Origin of the sequence: Shigella sonnei (assembly GCF_002950395.1) — a bacterium.
In the GTDB taxonomy this organism is placed as follows: Bacteria; Pseudomonadota; Gammaproteobacteria; order Enterobacterales; family Enterobacteriaceae; genus ECMA0423.
The window spans coordinates 4,365,142-4,382,813 of record NZ_CP026802.1 but is presented as its reverse complement, the minus strand read 5'-3'; the positions used below and the strand labels follow the sequence as shown (position 1 = coordinate 4,382,813).

25 protein-coding genes are annotated in these 17,672 nt (G+C 51.3%); 14 read left to right on the top strand and 11 right to left on the bottom strand.

The annotated features are described in order from the left end of the window. Positions 1 to 20: 20 nt before the first annotated feature. Positions 21 to 278: a 50S ribosomal protein L27 gene (gene rpmA, locus C1P89_RS22650; RefSeq protein ID WP_000940595.1), complete on the bottom strand. Its 258-nt coding sequence runs from the start codon at positions 276 to 278 to the stop codon at positions 21 to 23. A 20-nt stretch (positions 279 to 298) separates the two neighbouring features. Further along, complete coding sequence (rplU, locus tag C1P89_RS22645) at positions 299 to 610, bottom strand: 50S ribosomal protein L21 (protein ID WP_000271401.1); 312 nt, start codon at positions 608 to 610, stop codon at positions 299 to 301. A 258-nt stretch (positions 611 to 868) separates the two neighbouring features. Between rplU and ispB the strand changes: the two genes are divergently transcribed. After that, positions 869 to 1,840, top strand: a complete 972-nt coding sequence (gene ispB / locus C1P89_RS22640; protein ID WP_001047336.1) for an octaprenyl diphosphate synthase — start codon at positions 869 to 871, stop codon at positions 1,838 to 1,840. 226 nt (positions 1,841 to 2,066) lie between these two features. Next, positions 2,067 to 2,345 (top strand): DNA-binding transcriptional regulator SfsB, encoded by a 279-nt coding sequence (gene sfsB / locus C1P89_RS22635; protein WP_000445413.1) that lies wholly within the window; start codon positions 2,067 to 2,069, stop codon positions 2,343 to 2,345. Between the two features lie 47 nt (positions 2,346 to 2,392). On the opposite strand, the gene murA is transcribed toward sfsB, so the two are convergent. The 7 genes from murA to mlaF form a co-directional block, all read right to left on the bottom strand. Beyond that, positions 2,393 to 3,652, bottom strand: coding sequence for a UDP-N-acetylglucosamine 1-carboxyvinyltransferase (murA, locus tag C1P89_RS22630; protein WP_000357259.1), 1,260 nt, complete (start codon positions 3,650 to 3,652; stop codon positions 2,393 to 2,395). A 54-nt stretch (positions 3,653 to 3,706) separates the two neighbouring features. Next, positions 3,707 to 3,961 (bottom strand): BolA family iron metabolism protein IbaG, encoded by a 255-nt coding sequence (ibaG, locus tag C1P89_RS22625; protein WP_000429656.1) that lies wholly within the window; start codon positions 3,959 to 3,961, stop codon positions 3,707 to 3,709. A 159-nt stretch (positions 3,962 to 4,120) separates the two neighbouring features. Continuing rightward, a complete protein-coding gene (gene mlaB / locus C1P89_RS22620) occupies positions 4,121 to 4,414 on the bottom strand; it encodes a lipid asymmetry maintenance protein MlaB (protein ID WP_000004488.1) in 294 nt (97 codons plus the stop codon). Then, the gene (gene mlaC, locus C1P89_RS22615; RefSeq protein ID WP_000476491.1) at positions 4,414 to 5,049 is read right to left on the bottom strand and encodes a phospholipid-binding protein MlaC; all 636 of its coding nucleotides are present in this window, start codon (positions 5,047 to 5,049) and stop codon (positions 4,414 to 4,416) included. The genes mlaB and mlaC overlap by 1 nt, the downstream gene beginning before the upstream one ends. An 18-nt stretch (positions 5,050 to 5,067) precedes the next feature. Further along, complete coding sequence (gene mlaD / locus C1P89_RS22610; protein WP_001296448.1) at positions 5,068 to 5,619, bottom strand: outer membrane lipid asymmetry maintenance protein MlaD; 552 nt, start codon at positions 5,617 to 5,619, stop codon at positions 5,068 to 5,070. Between the two features lie 4 nt (positions 5,620 to 5,623). Next, positions 5,624 to 6,406 carry a lipid asymmetry maintenance ABC transporter permease subunit MlaE gene (gene mlaE / locus C1P89_RS22605; RefSeq protein ID WP_000925795.1) on the bottom strand — a complete coding sequence of 261 codons (783 nt, stop codon included), beginning with the start codon at positions 6,404 to 6,406 and terminating at the stop codon, positions 5,624 to 5,626. A 7-nt stretch (positions 6,407 to 6,413) separates the two neighbouring features. Beyond that, positions 6,414 to 7,223, bottom strand: coding sequence for a phospholipid ABC transporter ATP-binding protein MlaF (gene mlaF, locus C1P89_RS22600; RefSeq protein WP_000438245.1), 810 nt, complete (start codon positions 7,221 to 7,223; stop codon positions 6,414 to 6,416). A 209-nt stretch (positions 7,224 to 7,432) separates the two neighbouring features. On the opposite strand from mlaF, the gene C1P89_RS22595 reads away from it, so the two are divergent. The 12 genes from C1P89_RS22595 to yrbL all read left to right on the top strand — a co-directional run bounded on the left by C1P89_RS22595 (position 7,433) and on the right by yrbL (position 16,242). Continuing rightward, a complete protein-coding gene (locus C1P89_RS22595) occupies positions 7,433 to 8,410 on the top strand; it encodes a calcium/sodium antiporter (RefSeq protein WP_000922874.1) in 978 nt (325 codons plus the stop codon). Between the two features lie 13 nt (positions 8,411 to 8,423). Beyond that, complete coding sequence (gene kdsD / locus C1P89_RS22590; RefSeq protein WP_001295557.1) at positions 8,424 to 9,410, top strand: arabinose-5-phosphate isomerase KdsD; 987 nt, start codon at positions 8,424 to 8,426, stop codon at positions 9,408 to 9,410. Positions 9,411 to 9,430: 20 nt separating this feature from the next. Continuing rightward, the gene (kdsC, locus tag C1P89_RS22585; RefSeq protein ID WP_000030005.1) at positions 9,431 to 9,997 is read left to right on the top strand and encodes a 3-deoxy-manno-octulosonate-8-phosphatase KdsC; all 567 of its coding nucleotides are present in this window, start codon (positions 9,431 to 9,433) and stop codon (positions 9,995 to 9,997) included. After that, positions 9,994 to 10,569 (top strand): LPS export ABC transporter periplasmic protein LptC, encoded by a 576-nt coding sequence (gene lptC, locus C1P89_RS22580; protein WP_000030528.1) that lies wholly within the window; start codon positions 9,994 to 9,996, stop codon positions 10,567 to 10,569. Before kdsC ends, lptC begins: the two co-directional genes overlap by 4 nt. Then, positions 10,538 to 11,095, top strand: coding sequence for a lipopolysaccharide ABC transporter substrate-binding protein LptA (lptA, locus tag C1P89_RS22575; protein WP_000669785.1), 558 nt, complete (start codon positions 10,538 to 10,540; stop codon positions 11,093 to 11,095). Before lptC ends, lptA begins: the two co-directional genes overlap by 32 nt. 6 nt (positions 11,096 to 11,101) lie before the next feature. Next, positions 11,102 to 11,827: an LPS export ABC transporter ATP-binding protein gene (gene lptB, locus C1P89_RS22570; RefSeq protein WP_000224099.1), complete on the top strand. Its 726-nt coding sequence runs from the start codon at positions 11,102 to 11,104 to the stop codon at positions 11,825 to 11,827. Between the two features lie 47 nt (positions 11,828 to 11,874). Further along, complete coding sequence (rpoN, locus tag C1P89_RS22565) at positions 11,875 to 13,308, top strand: RNA polymerase factor sigma-54 (RefSeq protein ID WP_000809039.1); 1,434 nt, start codon at positions 11,875 to 11,877, stop codon at positions 13,306 to 13,308. 22 nt (positions 13,309 to 13,330) lie between these two features. Next, positions 13,331 to 13,618, top strand: coding sequence for a ribosome hibernation promoting factor (gene hpf / locus C1P89_RS22560; protein WP_001176599.1), 288 nt, complete (start codon positions 13,331 to 13,333; stop codon positions 13,616 to 13,618). 117 nt (positions 13,619 to 13,735) lie between these two features. Further along, a complete protein-coding gene (gene ptsN / locus C1P89_RS22555) occupies positions 13,736 to 14,227 on the top strand; it encodes a PTS IIA-like nitrogen regulatory protein PtsN (RefSeq protein WP_005140261.1) in 492 nt (163 codons plus the stop codon). 45 nt (positions 14,228 to 14,272) lie between these two features. Further along, on the top strand, positions 14,273 to 15,127 hold the full coding sequence (gene rapZ / locus C1P89_RS22550; RefSeq protein WP_000243741.1) for an RNase adapter RapZ: 855 nt from the start codon (positions 14,273 to 14,275) through the stop codon (positions 15,125 to 15,127). Beyond that, positions 15,124 to 15,396 (top strand): PTS phosphocarrier protein NPr, encoded by a 273-nt coding sequence (gene npr, locus C1P89_RS22545; protein WP_000216791.1) that lies wholly within the window; start codon positions 15,124 to 15,126, stop codon positions 15,394 to 15,396. Before rapZ ends, npr begins: the two co-directional genes overlap by 4 nt. A gap of 213 nt (positions 15,397 to 15,609) precedes the next feature. Then, complete coding sequence (gene yrbL / locus C1P89_RS22540) at positions 15,610 to 16,242, top strand: PhoP regulatory network protein YrbL (protein ID WP_000620394.1); 633 nt, start codon at positions 15,610 to 15,612, stop codon at positions 16,240 to 16,242. Here yrbL and mtgA read toward each other — a convergent pair. Both mtgA and elbB read right to left on the bottom strand, forming a co-directional pair. Beyond that, positions 16,239 to 16,967, bottom strand: coding sequence for a monofunctional biosynthetic peptidoglycan transglycosylase (mtgA, locus tag C1P89_RS22535; RefSeq protein WP_000047066.1), 729 nt, complete (start codon positions 16,965 to 16,967; stop codon positions 16,239 to 16,241). The genes yrbL and mtgA overlap by 4 nt on opposite strands. Continuing rightward, entirely contained in the window at positions 16,964 to 17,617 is a 654-nt protein-coding gene (gene elbB / locus C1P89_RS22530; protein ID WP_001299134.1) for an isoprenoid biosynthesis glyoxalase ElbB, read from the bottom strand. The genes mtgA and elbB overlap by 4 nt, the downstream gene beginning before the upstream one ends. Positions 17,618 to 17,672: the final 55 nt, after the last annotated feature.

Here is a 17,672-nt window from a genome sequence, read left to right as displayed (position 1 = left end):
GTTACCGGGACGCGAAAAACTTATTCAGCTTCGATGCTGATAAATTTACGGTTTTTCGGGCCTTTAACTTCGAATTTCACTTTACCGTCTGCTTTAGCAAACAGAGTGTGGTCACGACCGCAACCTACGTTAGCGCCAGCGTGGAATTTGGTACCACGTTGACGAACGATGATGCTACCCGCCAGAACGGATTCGCCACCGAAACGCTTAACGCCCAGGCGTTTAGCTTCTGAATCGCGACCGTTACGTGTGGAGCCGCCAGCCTTTTTATGTGCCATTTGAAATCTCTCCTCAGGTCTTAGGCGCTGATGCCAGTAATTTTCACATCAGTGAACCACTGACGATGGCCCTGCTGCTTACGATAGTGTTTACGACGACGAAACTTAACGATTTTAACTTTCTCGCCACGACCGTGAGCAACAACTTCAGCTTTGATTACGCCGCCATCAACGAAAGGAACGCCGATTTTGACTTCTTCACCGTTTGCGATCATCAGCACTTCAGCGAACTCAACAGTTTCGCCAGTTGCGATGTCCAGCTTTTCCAGGCGAACGGTCTGACCTTCGCTTACTCGGTGTTGTTTACCACCACTTTGGAAAACCGCGTACATATAAAACTCCGCTTCCGCGCACACCTTTTCAATGATTCAGAGTGCGCTATAAATATTCACAATAGGGCGCGAATATTACGCAAAACGCACGCCTTTGACAAGTGCTACAGTCAATACACGAAGAAAAAAAACACAACTTGTACGGTAACGTTTATCTGTGCCATTTTTTCAGTACAATCACCCTATATTCCTAACCATAAACCCTAAGTTGCCTTTGTTCACAGTAAGGTAATCGGGGCGAAAAGCCCGGCTTTTGCGATGAATTTAGAAAAAATCAATGAGTTAACCGCGCAAGATATGGCGGGTGTTAATGCGGCAATCCTTGAGCAGCTTAATTCCGACGTCCAACTGATCAATCAGTTAGGCTATTACATCGTCAGCGGCGGCGGTAAACGTATTCGTCCGATGATTGCTGTACTGGCTGCACGAGCTGTTGGCTATGAGGGAAATGCGCATGTCACCATTGCTGCCCTGATCGAGTTTATCCACACGGCGACTCTGCTACACGACGACGTTGTGGATGAATCAGATATGCGCAGGGGTAAAGCTACCGCCAACGCCGCATTTGGCAATGCCGCCAGCGTGCTGGTAGGCGATTTTATTTATACCCGCGCGTTCCAGATGATGACCAGCCTCGGTTCACTCAAAGTGCTGGAAGTCATGTCAGAAGCTGTAAACGTCATCGCAGAAGGTGAAGTTCTGCAACTGATGAACGTTAACGATCCGGACATCACTGAAGAAAACTACATGCGCGTTATCTATAGCAAAACCGCGCGTCTGTTTGAGGCTGCCGCGCAGTGTTCCGGGATTCTGGCTGGCTGTACGCCGGAGGAGGAGAAAGGCCTGCAGGATTATGGGCGCTATCTCGGCACTGCTTTCCAGTTGATCGACGATTTACTCGATTACAATGCCGATGGCGAACAGTTAGGTAAAAATGTCGGCGACGATCTGAACGAAGGTAAACCGACGCTGCCGCTGCTGCATGCGATGCATCATGGCACACCAGAACAGGCACAGATGATCCGTACCGCCATCGAACAGGGTAACGGTCGCCATCTTCTGGAACCGGTTCTGGAAGCAATGAACGCTTGTGGATCTCTTGAATGGACGCGTCAGCGTGCCGAGGAAGAAGCAGACAAAGCCATCGCAGCATTACAGGTGCTCCCGGACACCCCTTGGCGAGAAGCACTCATCGGCCTCGCGCACATCGCTGTTCAACGCGATCGTTAATCCCCTCCCTTCATCCCGCGCAGTGCGCGGATGATTCCAGTAAATTCCATAAAAACACTAATTCAGCGCTATAACACCTGAAAAAAAGGGCGATGAATCTTTATATATTCTGAATATTCACACTCTTTACAGGAACTTTTTAGAGCAATAGGCCATCAGGAGTATAGTGATGCCCGACAGAAGAAGTGTTCTGAATGAAAGCGACTAACTTAAGGAGTGAGGAAAGATGGAAAGTAATTTCATTGACTGGCATCCCGCTGACATCATTGCGGGTTTGCGCAAGAAGGGAACGTCAATGGCGGCGGAGTCTCGCAGAAATGGTTTGAGTTCCTCAACGCTGGCAAACGCATTATCGCGCCCATGGCCGAAAGGAGAGATGATTATTGCGAAAGCCCTGGGAACTGACCCCTGGGTTATCTGGCCATCACGCTACCATGATCCGCAGACCCATGAGTTTATCGACAGAACGCAGTTGATGCGTAGCTACACTAAACCGAAAAAATGAGTGGTCTGGCGGTAGCCCCGCGAACGGGGCTGCCAGCTCTCAGACGATTACTCGCCTTTCACACGCTCAATATTTGCACCTAAAGCGCGCAGTTTGTCTTCAATGCGTTCGTAGCCACGATCGATGTGATAAATACGATCAACCACCGTCGTCCCTTCCGCAATACAGCCAGCCAGCACCAGGCTTGCTGATGCACGCAGATCGGTTGCCATAACCTGTGCGCCAGAAAGTTTTTCAACACCGTGACAAATAACGGTATTGCTTTCGATTTCGGCATGCGCGCCCATACGGCTAAGCTCCGGCACATGCATAAAGCGGTTTTCAAAGACCGTTTCGGTGATGAATCCGGTCCCTTCTGCCACCAGGTTCAACAGCGTGAACTGGGCCTGCATATCGGTCGGGAATGCCGGATGCGGCGCGGTACGTACGTTAACAGCCTTCGGACGTTTGCCATGCATATCCAGGCTAATCCAGTCTTCGCCGACTTCGATGTCCGCTCCAGCGTCACGCAGTTTCGCCAGCACGGCGTCGAGAGTATCTGGCTGCGCGTTACGGCAGATAATTTTGCCGCGAGAAATCGCCGCCGCCACCAGGAAAGTACCGGTTTCGATACGATCCGGTAGCACGCGATAGACACCGCCGCCTAAACGTTCCACACCTTCGATGACGATACGATCGGTGCCCTGACCGCTAATTTTCGCACCCAGCGTAATCAGGAAGTTCGCGGTATCGACGATTTCCGGTTCACGCGCTGCGTTTTCAATAATCGTGGTACCTTCCGCCAGGGTTGCAGCACACATGATGGTCACCGTTGCGCCAACGCTGACTTTATCCATCACGATATGTGCGCCTTTCAGACGACCATCGACGGAAGCTTTAACGTAACCTTCTTCCAGTTTGATGGTCGCGCCTAATTGTTCGAGGCCAGAAATGTGTAGATCAACCGGACGCGCACCGATCGTACAACCGCCAGGCAGTGAAACTTGCCCCTGACCAAAGCGCGCTACCAGCGGCCCCAGTGCCCAGATAGAAGCACGCATGGTTTTAACCAGATCGTAAGGTGCGCAGAATACATTAACGTCGCGGGCATCAATATGCACAGAACCATTACGTTCTACTTTCGCACCCAGCTGGCTTAGCAGCTTCATTGATGTATCGACGTCTTTCAGTTTTGGGACGTTCTGGATCTCTACCGGTTCTTCCGCCAGTAGAGCGGCAAAAAGGATAGGCAGAGCAGCATTTTTAGCGCCGGAAATTGTGACTTCGCCCTGGAGCTTCGTTGGCCCCTGAACACGAAATTTATCCATTTAGTTTGTTCTCAGTTAACAATTCATATCCGCTACCGGCGAATCGCCCATAGCTCAAAAGCCGTTCAGTTTGCGATCGCGCGCCCACTCCGCAGGGGTATACGCTTTGATCGACACAGCATGAATGCGGTTATCCGCAATATATTCCATCAGCGGGCCATAGACCGTCTGCTGTTTTTTAACCCGACTCATGCCGTCAAACAACTCACCCACGGCAATAACCTGAAAGTGGCTGCCATCGCCGGAAACGTGGACTTCCTGGAGGGAGAGAGCGTTCATCAACACGCTCTGAATTTCATTATTTTCCATGGGATCTTCAATCATCAGTTAATAAACCAGCGAAACATCTTAGAGCAAAGTTGCGCTGGCATAAATAAGCAAAAAGCCTCGCTGATAAATCAGACAAGGCTCGACTTGCAGGCAGGTTTGCCGGACAGGCGGTTAACGCCATATCCGGCCTGAAAAAATTTAACGAGGCAGAACATCAGCAGGCAAATTATACAATTTCGCGAGGGTATACACTTTGTCGTTTACCCCCTGAAGCGTCACGTTGTTGCCCTGCTTTTTCGCCAGATCGATAAGATGGAGCAGCAGTGCCAGTCCACCCGTATCCACGCGGGACACACGGCTAAGATCGATGCAGGTAATCCCCTTCACCGCTTCCTCACGCATTTCCCAAAGCGGTAGCAGAACGTCCTGATCCAGCTCTCCGGATAACGCCAGCGTGTCACCCGTCTGCATCCAGCTCAGTGACTCGCTCATTATTTTTTCTCTTCCAGAGTGATTTTCTGTTGAGAAATCGATTTCAGTTGCGCAGTCAGGCCGTCGATACCTTTGGTACGCAGCAGCGTTCCCCACTCGTTTTGTTTGGTGGTGATCATACTGACGCCTTCAGCAATCATGTCGTAAGCCTGCCAGTTTCCCGTCTGGGAGTTTTTACGCCACTGGAAGTCCAGACGCACCGGCGGACGGCCATTCGGGTCAATAATGGTAACGCGAATAGGCACAATGGTTTTATCGCCCAGCGGCTGTTCTGGCGCAATCTGATAGGTTTGACCGTGATACATCGCCAGCGCCTGACCGTAAGCCTGCTTCAGGTACTCACGGAAAGCGGCAAAGTAGGCTTCACGTTGAGCAGGGGTCGCACTCTTGTAATACTGGCCCAGCACCAGCGCACCGGCGTATTTCACCTGTACGTATGGCAGCAGTTCCTGATCAACAATGGTACGCAGATAATCCGGGTTGGCCCGAATTTGCGGTTGCTCATTCTTCAGGCGATCGAACGTTTTCTGCGCCGCCTCGTCCATCAGCTTATAAGGATTGGTCTGGTCTGCCTCGGTTGCCGCACTCAGAGGTGCAATCACCAGCAAAGCGACCATCATTAAACGTTTAAACATGCGTCGGTTCTCCTGAAATTATTTCGTTGTACCCACAGGTTCAGTGGTTTCATTATTACCTGGCGCAGCAGCTGGCGCATCGCCACTATTCTTATTGTCATCGCCTTTACTACCGTAAAGGAACTGACCAATGAGATCTTCCAGCACCATCGCAGACTTAGTGTCCTGAATTGTATCGCCATCCTTCAGGATAGCAGTCCCCAGTTCCGGGTCTTCAAAACCGACGTTTAATGCCAGATATTGTTCCCCCAGCAGGCCGGAAGTACGAATGCTCAGCGAACTGGTATCTGGAATGTGGTTATAACGTTGTTCAATTTCCAGCGTTACGCGCGGCAGATAGGTTTTCGGGTCCAGCGTAATATCCGCCACCCGACCCACAACAACGCCACCAATACTGACCGGAGAGCGCGCTTTCAGGCCGCCAATGTTATCGAACGTCGCATAAAGCGTGTAGGTCGGTTCAGTACGTATGGACGTCACGTTCGCCGCCTTCAGGCAAACAAACAGCGCCGCCAGCAGTGCTGCTAATAAAAAGATACCCACCCAAATTTCATTTTTTTTCGTTTGCATGAACTCAATTCCCAAACATCAATGCGGTCAGCACAAAATCCAGCCCCAGAACAGCCAGAGACGAGTGGACAACGGTGCGAGTGGTTGCCCGGCTAATCCCGGCAGACGTCGGGATGGCGTCGTAGCCGTTAAACAACGAAATCCACGTCACCGTGATGGCGAACACCACGCTCTTAATCAGACAGTTGACCAGATCCATACGCCAGTCGACGGCATTTTGCATTGCCGACCAGAAGAACCCGCTATCAATGCCTTTCCAACTGACGCCGACCAGAGATCCGCCCCAGATCCCCACGGCGACGAAAATAACCGTCAACAGTGGTAATGAAATAACCCCAGCCCAGAAACGGGGAGAAATAACCCGACGCAGCGGATCCACCGCCATCATCTCCATACTGGAGAGTTGCTCTGTAGCGCGCATCAGGCCGATTTCTGCGGTTAGCGCCGAACCAGCACGCCCGGCAAACAACAACGCGGCAACCACCGGCCCCAGTTCACGCAGTAGCGATAACGCCACCAGCATACCCAGACTGGTTTCCGCACTATAAGTGGTCAGAACCAGATAACCTTGCAGCCCCAACACCATTCCGATGAACACGCCAGAAACCACAATAATCAGCATCGACAGGACGCCGACATTATAGAGCTGGCGCACCAGCAGCGGCGCATGTTTGCGAAATTCCGGTTTGCCGACCAGCGCATTGAATAACATTAACCCGGCCCGCCCGAACGTTCTCAGGGTTTTAATCCCTTTATGTCCGAGCGACGCCAGCGCATTTAACAGCATGAGTGGCTTAACTCCCTGGTAAAAGATCAGCGTGATAATCGCCGGCAGGATAGCGGAACGGAACAGGCCCGTCAGCTATCCCGTCCAGAAACTGACGTACGCGCGGATCAGGATTCGCCTGCAACGCCTGGGCACTGCCATGAGCGACAATTTTTTTGTCCGCCAGGATCCAGGCGTGATCCGCAATACTTAACACTTCCGGCACATCGTGAGAAACCACCACACAAGTCACGCCCAGCGCGCTGTTCAGCTCAGAAATCAGCTTCACCAGTACGCCCATGGTGATGGGATCTTGCCCAACAAAAGGTTCATCAAACATGATGAGATCCGGCTCCAGCGCAATCGCACGCGCCAGCGCTGCACGCCGCGCCATCCCACCGGAAAGTTCAGAAGGCATTAGTTTAGCCGCTCCACGCAGCCCCACGGCCTCCAGCTTCATCATCACCGTACTATGCAACAATGGCGCGGGTAGTTGGGTATGTTCGCGCAGTGGATAGGCGACGTTGTCAAATACGTTCATATCAGTGAACAACGCCCCGGACTGAAATAACATGCTCATCCGTTTGCGCACTGTATACAGGCGCGAACGAGACATCGCCGGAATATTCTCACCATCGAAAAGGATCTCACCATGATCTGGTGCGATTTGCCCGCCAATCAGACGGAGTAGCGTCGTTTTACCGATGCCCGATGGCCCCATGATCGCCGTGATCTTCCCTCGCGGCACGGTCAGGGAAATATTATCGAAGATGCAGCGATTGCCACGCGTAAAACTGACATCGCGCATATCGACTAAATTCGCCACAGACTGCTCCATAATTCACCCTTCGTCTTGCGTTGATTTTCTAAGCATGGCGCTCAATTTAACCTTGAACCCAACATATTTACAGAATATTACCCGCCGTGGTTAGCGAAAGCTGGCATTTGTTTTACTTTTTAGCCGCATAAAGTCAAAATTAAGAATCCGTTACGGCTTTCTGAAAATCTTCAGCGGACCGACGAGTATACCTGAAGAAAGGACGTTAGATGCTTTTAGCTACGGCACTGTTAATTGTTGGTTTACTTTTGGTCGTTTACAGTGCCGACCGCCTGGTTTTTGCCGCGTCTATTCTTTGCCGAACCTTTGGCATCCCGCCGCTGATCATCGGCATGACGGTGGTCAGTATTGGTACATCGTTACCAGAAATCATCGTCTCGCTTGCCGCGTCTCTGCACGAACAACGCGATTTAGCCGTTGGTACAGCCCTCGGCTCAAACATTATCAATATTTTGCTGATCCTCGGTCTGGCTGCGCTGGTTCGTCCTTTTACCGTCCATTCCGATGTTCTGCGTCGTGAATTACCCTTAATGTTGTTGGTCAGCGTAGTGGCCGGTTCCGTACTCTATGACGGACAACTTAGTCGCAGCGATGGTATCTTTCTCCTCTTTCTGGCTGTGCTATGGCTGCTGTTCATTGTTAAACTTGCACGTCAGGCTGAACGTCAGGGGACTGACAGCCTGACCAGAGAGCAGCTTGCAGAGCTGCCGCGTGACGGCGGATTGCCCGTCGCGTTTTTATGGCTCGGCATTGCGCTTATCATCATGCCAGTGGCCACGCGGATGGTGGTTGATAACGCCACGGTGCTGGCGAATTACTTTGCCATCAGCGAGTTGACGATGGGTCTGACGGCAATTGCTATCGGAACCAGCCTGCCGGAACTGGCAACCGCAATAGCGGGGGTTCGCAAAGGTGAAAACGACATTGCTGTCGGAAATATCATTGGCGCAAACATTTTTAATATTGTCATCGTGTTGGGTTTACCCGCGCTGATAACGCCAGGAGAGATTGAGCCATTGGCGTACAGTCGTGACTACAGCGTGATGTTGCTGGTGAGCATTATTTTTGCGTTGCTGTGCTGGCGGCGCTCCCCGCAACCGGGCCGTGGTGTAGGGGTATTATTAACTGGCGGATTTATCGTATGGCTGGCGATGTTGTACTGGTTATCGCCAATACTCGTTGAATAACTGGAAACGCATTATGTCGCACGTAGAGTTACAACCGGGTTTTGACTTTCAGCAAGCAGGTAAAGAAGTCCTGGCGATTGAACGTGAATGCCTGGCGGAGCTTGATCAATACATCAATCAGAATTTCACGCTTGCCTGTGAAAAGATGTTCTGGTGTAAAGGGAAAGTTGTCGTCATGGGGATGGGGAAATCGGGGCACATCGGGCGCAAAATGGCCGCAACGTTTGCCAGCACCGGTACACCTTCATTTTTCGTCCATCCTGGTGAAGCCGCGCATGGTGATTTAGGCATGGTCACCCCACAGGATGTGGTGATTGCTATCTCTAACTCAGGTGAATCCAGCGAAATCACGGCCTTAATTCCAGTGCTTAAGCGTCTTCACGTACCGTTAATCTGCATCACCGGTCGCCCGGAGAGCAGCATGGCGCGCGCCGCAGATGTGCATCTGTGTGTTAAAGTAGCGAAAGAAGCCTGTCCGTTAGGGCTGGCACCGACCAGCAGCACCACCGCCACGCTGGTTATGGGCGATGCCCTCGCTGTCGCGCTGTTAAAAGCACGCGGCTTTACTGCTGAAGATTTTGCGCTCTCACACCCAGGCGGCGCACTGGGTCGTAAACTTCTGCTGCGCGTAAACGATATTATGCATACGGGCGATGAGATCCCGCATGTTAAGAAAACGGCCAGTCTGCGTGACGCGTTGCTGGAAGTTACCCGCAAAAATCTTGGTATGACTGTCATTTGCGATGACAATATGATGATTGAAGGCATCTTTACCGACGGTGATTTACGCCGTGTCTTCGATATGGGCGTGGATGTTCGTCAGTTAAGTATTGCCGATGTGATGACGCCGGGGGGAATACGTGTGCGCCCTGGCATTCTGGCCGTTGAGGCACTGAACTTAATGCAGTCCCGCCATATCACCTCCGTGATGGTTGCCGATGGCGACCATTTACTCGGAGTGTTACATATGCATGATTTACTGCGTGCAGGCGTAGTGTAAAGATTCAAGGATAAACAACAATGAGCAAAGCAGGTGCGTCGCTTGCGACCTGTTACGGCCCTGTCAGCGCCGACGTTATAGCAAAAGCAGAGAACATTCGTCTGCTGATCCTCGATGTCGATGGCGTACTGTCAGATGGCCTGATTTATATGGGCAATAATGGCGAAGAGCTGAAAGCGTTCAATGTTCGTGACGGTTATGGCATTCGTTGTGCGCTCACCTCTGATATTGAAGTCGCTATCATTACCGGGCGAAAGGCTAAACTGGTAGAAGATCGTTGTGCCACATTGGGGATCACTCACTTGTATCAGGGGCAGTCAAACAAACTGATCGCCTTTAGCGATCTGCTGGAAAAACTGGCGATTGCCCCGGAAAATGTGGCTTATGTCGGCGATGATCTCATCGACTGGCCGGTAATGGAAAAAGTGGGTTTAAGCGTCGCCGTGGCCGATGCGCATCCACTGTTGATCCCGCGCGCCGATTACGTGACGCGCATTGCTGGCGGTCGTGGCGCAGTGCGCGAAGTTTGCGACTTATTACTCCTGGCGCAGGGCAAACTGGATGAAGCCAAAGGGCAATCGATATGAGTAAAGCCAGACGTTGGGTTATCATTGTGCTATCACTGGCGGTTCTGGTGATGATCGGCATTGATATGGCCGAAAAAGACGATACCGCCCAGGTGGTCGTCAACAACAATGATCCCACCTATAAAAGCGAGCATACGGACACGCTCGTCTATAACCCAGAAGGGGCACTAAGCTATCGATTGATTGCTCAACACGTTGAATATTATTCCGATCAGGCCGTTTCGTGGTTTACGCAGCCGGTACTTACCACGTTTGATAAGGATAAAATCCCGACATGGTCCGTAAAAGCAGATAAAGCCAAGCTGACCAATGACCGGATGCTCTATTTATATGGACACGTTGAAGTCAACGCACTTGTGCCAGACTCTCAACTTCGCAGAATCACGACGGATAACGCGCAGATCAATCTGGTGACGCAGGATGTTACCTCTGAAGACCTCGTCACGTTATACGGAACAACATTTAACTCCAGCGGTCTGAAAATGCGCGGCAACTTACGCAGCAAGAACGCCGAGCTGATTGAAAAGGTTAGAACATCCTATGAAATTCAAAACAAACAAACTCAGCCTTAATCTTGTGCTTGCCAGCTCACTTCTGGCCGCCAGCATTCCGGCATTTGCCGTAACCGGAGACACTGATCAGCCGATCCACATTGAATCGGACCAGCAATCTCTTGATATGCAAGGCAACGTGGTTACCTTTACCGGTAATGTCATCGTCACCCAGGGCACCATCAAAATTAATGCCGACAAAGTGGTCGTTACCCGTCCGGGCGGCGAACAAGGTAAAGAAGTGATTGACGGCTACGGTAAACCGGCAACGTTCTACCAGATGCAGGACAACGGTAAACCCGTTGAAGGTCACGCTTCCCAGATGCACTACGAACTGGCAAAAGATTTTGTCGTTCTGACGGGTAATGCTTATCTGCAGCAGGTCGATAGCAACATTAAGGGCGATAAGATCACTTACCTGGTAAAAGAGCAGAAAATGCAGGCTTTCAGCGACAAAGGCAAGCGCGTAACCACCGTTCTGGTGCCGTCGCAGCTGCAGGACAAAAACAACAAAGGCCAGACCCCGGCACAGAAGAAGGGTAATTAATTCGTTATGGCAACATTAACTGCAAAGAACCTTGCAAAAGCCTATAAAGGCCGTCGCGTGGTAGAAGACGTCAGCCTGACCGTCAACTCCGGGGAAATTGTCGGTCTGCTGGGGCCAAACGGTGCCGGTAAGACCACCACTTTCTACATGGTTGTAGGCATTGTGCCGCGCGATGCGGGCAACATCATTATTGATGATGACGATATCAGTCTGCTGCCTCTGCATGCACGCGCGCGCCGCGGTATCGGCTATCTGCCACAGGAAGCCTCCATTTTCCGTCGCCTCAGCGTTTACGATAACCTGATGGCGGTACTGCAAATTCGTGACGACTTGTCTGCTGAACAACGTGAAGACCGCGCGAACGAGCTGATGGAAGAGTTTCACATTGAGCACCTGCGTGACAGCATGGGGCAGTCACTCTCCGGGGGTGAACGTCGCCGTGTAGAAATTGCCCGCGCACTGGCTGCGAATCCGAAATTTATTCTGCTCGACGAACCGTTTGCCGGGGTTGACCCGATCTCGGTTATCGACATTAAACGCATCATTGAGCACCTGCGCGACAGCGGCCTGGGCGTGCTGATCACTGACCACAACGTGCGTGAAACACTGGCGGTTTGTGAACGCGCTTATATCGTCAGTCAGGGGCATTTGATCGCCCACGGCACGCCTACAGAAATCTTACAAGACGAACACGTTAAGCGTGTATACCTTGGGGAAGACTTCAGACTCTGATAGGGTAGAAGTTTGCGACGTTTTAGCAGGAGAGTACGATTCTGAACATGAAGCAAGGTTTGCAACTCAGGCTTAGCCAACAACTGGCGATGACGCCACAGCTCCAACAGGCAATTCGTCTGTTGCAGTTGTCGACGCTGGAACTTCAGCAGGAGCTACAGCAGGCGCTGGAGAGTAATCCGCTGCTTGAGCAAATCGACACTCATGAAGAAATCGACACCCGCGAAACGCAAGACAGTGAAACGCTGGACACCGCCGACGCGCTCGAACAAAAAGAGATGCCGGAAGAGCTGCCGCTCGATGCCAGTTGGGACACCATTTACACCGCTGGTACACCATCCGGCACCAGCGGTGACTACATTGACGATGAGCTGCCGGTCTATCAGGGCGAAACGACGCAGACCTTGCAGGATTACCTGATGTGGCAGGTCGAGCTGACACCGTTTTCCGACACTGACCGCGCTATTGCTACCTCTATCGTCGATGCCGTTGATGACATCGGTTATCTGACTGTCCCGCTGGAAGATATTCTCGAAAGTATGGGCGATGAAGAGATCGACATCGACGAGGTTGAAGCCGTCCTTAAGCGGATCCAACGGTTTGATCCGGTCGGTGTAGCGGCAAAAGATCTGCGTGACTGCCTGCTAATCCAACTCTCCCAATTCGATAAAACCACGCCGTGGCTGGAAGAGGCCAGACTGATCATTAGCGATCATCTCGATCTGTTAGCCAATCACGACTTCCGCACTTTAATGCGCGTCACGCGTCTGAAAGAAGATGTGCTGAAAGAAGCCGTCAATCTGATCCAGTCGCTCGATCCGCGCCCCGGGCAGTCGATCCAGACTGGCGAACCTGAGTATGTCATTCCAGATGTGCTGGTGCGTAAGCATAACGGTCACTGGACGGTAGAACTCAACAGTGACAGCATTCCGCGTCTGCAAATCAACCAGCACTACGCCTCGATGTGCAATAACGCGCGCAACGATGGTGACAGCCAGTTTATCCGCAGCAATCTGCAGGATGCCAAATGGTTGATCAAGAGTCTGGAAAGCCGTAACGATACGCTACTGCGCGTGAGTCGCTGTATCGTTGAACAGCAGCAAGCCTTCTTTGAGCAAGGTGAAGAATATATGAAACCGATGGTACTGGCCGATATCGCCCAGGCTGTCGAAATGCATGAATCGACGATATCTCGCGTGACCACGCAAAAATACCTGCATAGTCCACGAGGCATTTTTGAACTGAAGTATTTCTTTTCCAGTCACATCAATACCGAGGGCGGCGGCGAAGCTTCCTCCACGGCGATTCGTGCGCTGGTGAAGAAATTAATCGCGGCGGAAAACCCAGCGAAACCGTTGAGCGACAGCAAGTTAACCTCTTTGCTGTCGGAACAAGGTATCATGGTGGCACGCCGCACTGTTGCGAAGTACCGAGAGTCTTTATCCATTCCGCCGTCAAACCAGCGTAAACAGCTCGTTTGACCCAACCGATAAGGAAGACACTATGCAGCTCAACATTACCGGAAATAACGTCGAGATCACCGAGGCACTGCGCGAATTTGTTACAGCCAAATTTGCCAAACTTGAGCAATATTTTGACCGAATCAACCAGGTCTATGTTGTTCTGAAAGTGGAGAAAGTCACCCACACCTCAGATGCAACACTGCATGTAAACGGTGGTGAAATTCATGCCAGCGCGGAAGGTCAGGACATGTACGCTGCCATTGATGGCTTAATTGATAAGCTGGCACGCCAGTTGACCAAACATAAAGATAAACTGAAACAACACTAATTGTCCGGGCAATTAGCATGTGCATGGCGGCCTGTTGTGCGGCACAACGGGCCATTTGTACGGTTAATGCTCCGAGCCTGTTCCACTGTTTGAGTGGGCAGGTTCTTAGGTGAAATTATGACAAATAATGATACAACTCTACAGCTTAGCAGTGTTCTTAACAGGGAATGTACGCGAAGCCGCGTCCACTGTCAGAGCAAAAAACGCGCCCTGGAAATCATCAGCGAGCTGGCGGCGAAACAACTTAGCCTGCCGCCTCAGGTGGTTTTTGAAGCTATCCTGACGCGGGAAAAAATGGGCAGTACCGGTATCGGCAATGGTATTGCCATTCCGCATGGCAAACTGGAAGAAGATACTCTGCGCGCCGTTGGCGTTTTCGTTCAGCTCGAAACGCCTATAGCTTTCGATGCCATCGACAACCAACCGGTGGACTTACTTTTTGCCCTGCTGGTGTCGGCAGACCAAACTAAAACGCACCTGCATACTCTGTCGCTGGTGGCGAAACGTCTGGCGGACAAAACCATCTGCCGCCGTTTACGCGCAGCCCAGAGCGATGAAGAGCTGTATCAAATCATTACGGATACCGAAGGTACTCCGGATGAAGCGTAGTTATTCGGTAATGTCTCTTTTAGACGTTGTGAGGAGAAACAGTACATGGTACTGATGATCGTCAGCGGACGTTCAGGTTCAGGTAAATCTGTCGCCCTGCGTGCGCTGGAAGATATGGGTTTTTACTGCGTGGATAACCTTCCCGTAGTGTTGTTACCCGATCTGGCTCGAACCCTGGCCGATCGCGAGATTTCTGCCGCCGTCAGCATTGATGTTCGTAATATGCCGGAGTCACCAGAAATATTCGAACAGGCGATGAGTAACCTGCCTGACGCTTTCTCACCGCAACTCCTGTTCCTGGATGCCGACCGTAATACCTTAATTCGTCGTTACAGTGACACGCGCCGACTGCATCCGCTTTCCAGCAAAAACCTGTCGCTGGAAAGTGCTATCGACAAAGAAAGCGATTTGCTGGAGCCTCTGCGTTCGCGAGCGGATCTGATTGTCGATACCTCAGAAATGTCCGTTCACGAGCTGGCTGAAATGCTGCGTACCCGTCTGCTGGGTAAACGTGAACGCGAACTGACCATGGTCTTTGAGTCTTTCGGCTTCAAACACGGTATCCCTATCGATGCAGATTACGTCTTTGACGTGCGCTTCTTGCCGAACCCGCACTGGGATCCGAAACTGCGTCCAATGACAGGTCTTGATAAACCTGTCGCCGCGTTCCTCGACCGCCACACAGAAGTACACAATTTTATCTACCAGACGCGAAGCTATCTTGAGCTATGGTTACCTATGCTGGAAACCAACAACCGTAGCTACTTGACGGTCGCCATTGGTTGTACCGGCGGGAAGCACCGTTCGGTGTATATTGCAGAGCAACTGGCAGACTACTTCCGCTCGCGCGGTAAAAACGTCCAGTCACGCCATCGTACGCTGGAAAAACGTAAACCATGACCGTCAAGCAAACTGTTGAAATCACAAACAAGCTGGGCATGCATGCCCGGCCTGCAATGAAGCTGTTTGAATTAATGCAGGGTTTTGACGCTGAAGTGCTGTTACGTAATGACGAAGGCACCGAGGCCGAAGCCAACAGCGTTATTGCGCTGCTGATGTTGGATTCTGCCAAAGGACGGCAGATTGAAGTTGAAGCGACCGGCCCACAGGAAGAGGAAGCACTGGCCGCCGTTATCGCCCTCTTTAACTCTGGTTTTGATGAAGATTAATCTTCATCACTTTGACATACAACTCCCTTCAAACTCCCCCCGACAATAAGAAAATCACGTACTGAAATCGTTCTCAATCAACGTCATTTGTACATTTTGTGCGCTTTTCACTTTCAGAAGAACCTTAAGAAAACCTTAAGAGGCATTGTTTAGGTTTTGTTTAAGTTAATCGACCATACTGGAGATCGTCAGAAAATATTTCCAGGAGATGGCATGATTCGCTTATCTGAACAAAGTCCCCTGGGCACCGGAAGACATCGGAAATGTTATGCGCATCCGGAAGATGCCCAACGCTGTATCAAGATTGTCTACCATCGTGGCGATGGTGGCGATAAAGAGATCCGCCGTGAGTTAAAGTACTACGCGCATCTTGGTCGCCGGTTAAAAGACTGGAGTGGAATACCGCGCTATCACGGTACCGTTGAGACGGATTGCGGAACCGGTTATGTCTACGATGTGATTGCAGATTTTGACGGCAAACTCTCCATTACGCTGACCGAATTTGCTGAACAATGCCGTTACGAAGAAGACATTGCACAACTGCGCCAGCTACTGAAACAGCTGAAGCGTTATTTGCAGGATAACCGTATCGTGACGATGTCGCTGAAGCCGCAGAATATCCTCTGTCACCGCATCAGTGAGTCAGAGGTTATCCCGGTCGTCTGCGACAACATTGGTGAAAGCACATTGATTCCACTGGCGACCTGGTCGAAGTGGTGTTGTCTGCGTAAGCAAGAGCGGTTATGGAAACGATTTATCGCCCAACCGGCGCTGGCTATTGCCCTGCAGAAAGATCTGCAACCTCGTGAGAGCAAAACGCTGGCCCTCACTTCGCGCGAAGCTTAATCCAGCTGGTGTTGTTGCATAAACGGCTCACCGCCTAACTGATACATCTGCCGTAAAATCCACGCCTGACGGCTACGCACGTAGCCCGATGGCGAGGAGACTTTGAAACGAAGTGGATTAGGTAATACAGCTGCCAGTAATGCAGCTTCCGACCGGGTAAGTTTGCTCGCGGGTTTGTGGAAATAACGTTGTGCCGCAGCTTCGACGCCAAACACACCGTCGCCAAATTCGGCGATATTCAGGTAAACCGTCAGGATACGCTTTTTGCTCCAGACTGTTTCTATCCCCAGCGTTAATCCAGCTTCCAGCCCTTTTCGTACCCAGCTACGCCCATCCCATAAAAAGAGATTTTTGGCCGTCTGCTGAGAAATCGTTGAAGCACCGCGAATACGGTTTTCATTGCGCTCGTTGTGCGCCAGGGCTTTCTCAATGGAAGCGACATCAAAGCCCCAGTGCTCAGGAAATTTCTGATCTTCTGCGGCAATCACCGCCAGTCCCATCCACGGCGAGATTTGATCCATACTGACCCAGTCAGAATGTGCCACGTAACGAAAATTGCCATGCAGCCAGGCGCTGACCTGTCGCTCGACCATTACCGCTGAGAAGGGAACAGGCGCAACACTAAACAACGCGATGCCCCCGCCCCAGAAAACGGCGAGGACAACCATTAACAGCAAAAGAAAACGGCGAACGAAACTAAACACCGTTAAGCGGCTTTTACTCATTCAGCCAGAACCAGCACGCGGGAAACCAGCTTATCAATGCCGCTCGCCGCTTCTGCAATGTTCTGCGCCAGCATATATGCTGGGGTGGTGACAATCTTATTGTCTTCATCAACCACGATATCATCGACAGGACAGGGCACATGCTCCGCGCCCATCTCTTCCAGCACTTCTGCGGTATCGATATCAGTACCGATGGTCAAACGCAGCGGGAAATCGAAAATTTTCGGCAGCATCGCCGGGGCAATACACATAAAACCAAGCGGTTTTCCGGCCTGATGCATCGCTTGTGCCAGCGCCTTTAATTCACGGTCAACGGTGCATTCGCTACCAAGAGTGGCAAAATTGCTTAAATTCTTCGCCGCGCCAAACCCCCCCGGCACAATCAACGCATCCAGTTCAGCGGCATCGGCCTGGGCCAGAGGACGGATTTCACCGCGCGTTATTCGTGCCGCTTCAATCAGCACGTTGCGCGTTTCCGTCATCGCTTCGCCAGTTAAATGGTTGATAACATCAACCTGCTGCTTATCCGGTGCAAAGCAGACCGCCTGCGCACCGCTGCGTGAAATAGCTAACAACGTCAACACCGCTTCATGAATTTCAGAACCGTCATAGACGCCGCATCCGCTCAGAATTACGCCAATTTTCTTCATTGTGATCATCCTTTCGCAATTGACTGAAACACATTAATTTTTTTAATAAAAATGG

What these genes read in the sequence shown, in the direction of transcription:
- rpmA (WP_000940595.1), bottom strand. Translation starts at nt 278, where the DNA reads ATGGCACATAAAAAGGCTGGCGGCTCCACACGTAACGGTCGCGATTCA.
- rplU (WP_000271401.1), bottom strand. Translation starts at nt 610, where the DNA reads ATGTACGCGGTTTTCCAAAGTGGTGGTAAACAACACCGAGTAAGCGAA.
- ispB (WP_001047336.1), top strand. Translation starts at nt 869, where the DNA reads ATGAATTTAGAAAAAATCAATGAGTTAACCGCGCAAGATATGGCGGGT.
- sfsB (WP_000445413.1), top strand. Translation starts at nt 2,067, where the DNA reads ATGGAAAGTAATTTCATTGACTGGCATCCCGCTGACATCATTGCGGGT.
- murA (WP_000357259.1), bottom strand. Translation starts at nt 3,652, where the DNA reads ATGGATAAATTTCGTGTTCAGGGGCCAACGAAGCTCCAGGGCGAAGTC.
- ibaG (WP_000429656.1), bottom strand. Translation starts at nt 3,961, where the DNA reads ATGGAAAATAATGAAATTCAGAGCGTGTTGATGAACGCTCTCTCCCTC.
- mlaB (WP_000004488.1), bottom strand. Translation starts at nt 4,414, where the DNA reads ATGAGCGAGTCACTGAGCTGGATGCAGACGGGTGACACGCTGGCGTTA.
- mlaC (WP_000476491.1), bottom strand. Translation starts at nt 5,049, where the DNA reads ATGTTTAAACGTTTAATGATGGTCGCTTTGCTGGTGATTGCACCTCTG.
- mlaD (WP_001296448.1), bottom strand. Translation starts at nt 5,619, where the DNA reads ATGCAAACGAAAAAAAATGAAATTTGGGTGGGTATCTTTTTATTAGCA.
- mlaE (WP_000925795.1), bottom strand. Translation starts at nt 6,406, where the DNA reads ATGCTGTTAAATGCGCTGGCGTCGCTCGGACATAAAGGGATTAAAACC.
- mlaF (WP_000438245.1), bottom strand. Translation starts at nt 7,223, where the DNA reads ATGGAGCAGTCTGTGGCGAATTTAGTCGATATGCGCGATGTCAGTTTT.
- C1P89_RS22595 (WP_000922874.1), top strand. Translation starts at nt 7,433, where the DNA reads ATGCTTTTAGCTACGGCACTGTTAATTGTTGGTTTACTTTTGGTCGTT.
- kdsD (WP_001295557.1), top strand. Translation starts at nt 8,424, where the DNA reads ATGTCGCACGTAGAGTTACAACCGGGTTTTGACTTTCAGCAAGCAGGT.
- kdsC (WP_000030005.1), top strand. Translation starts at nt 9,431, where the DNA reads ATGAGCAAAGCAGGTGCGTCGCTTGCGACCTGTTACGGCCCTGTCAGC.
- lptC (WP_000030528.1), top strand. Translation starts at nt 9,994, where the DNA reads ATGAGTAAAGCCAGACGTTGGGTTATCATTGTGCTATCACTGGCGGTT.
- lptA (WP_000669785.1), top strand. Translation starts at nt 10,538, where the DNA reads ATGAAATTCAAAACAAACAAACTCAGCCTTAATCTTGTGCTTGCCAGC.
- lptB (WP_000224099.1), top strand. Translation starts at nt 11,102, where the DNA reads ATGGCAACATTAACTGCAAAGAACCTTGCAAAAGCCTATAAAGGCCGT.
- rpoN (WP_000809039.1), top strand. Translation starts at nt 11,875, where the DNA reads ATGAAGCAAGGTTTGCAACTCAGGCTTAGCCAACAACTGGCGATGACG.
- hpf (WP_001176599.1), top strand. Translation starts at nt 13,331, where the DNA reads ATGCAGCTCAACATTACCGGAAATAACGTCGAGATCACCGAGGCACTG.
- ptsN (WP_005140261.1), top strand. Translation starts at nt 13,736, where the DNA reads ATGACAAATAATGATACAACTCTACAGCTTAGCAGTGTTCTTAACAGG.
- rapZ (WP_000243741.1), top strand. Translation starts at nt 14,273, where the DNA reads ATGGTACTGATGATCGTCAGCGGACGTTCAGGTTCAGGTAAATCTGTC.
- npr (WP_000216791.1), top strand. Translation starts at nt 15,124, where the DNA reads ATGACCGTCAAGCAAACTGTTGAAATCACAAACAAGCTGGGCATGCAT.
- yrbL (WP_000620394.1), top strand. Translation starts at nt 15,610, where the DNA reads ATGATTCGCTTATCTGAACAAAGTCCCCTGGGCACCGGAAGACATCGG.
- mtgA (WP_000047066.1), bottom strand. Translation starts at nt 16,967, where the DNA reads ATGAGTAAAAGCCGCTTAACGGTGTTTAGTTTCGTTCGCCGTTTTCTT.
- elbB (WP_001299134.1), bottom strand. Translation starts at nt 17,617, where the DNA reads ATGAAGAAAATTGGCGTAATTCTGAGCGGATGCGGCGTCTATGACGGT.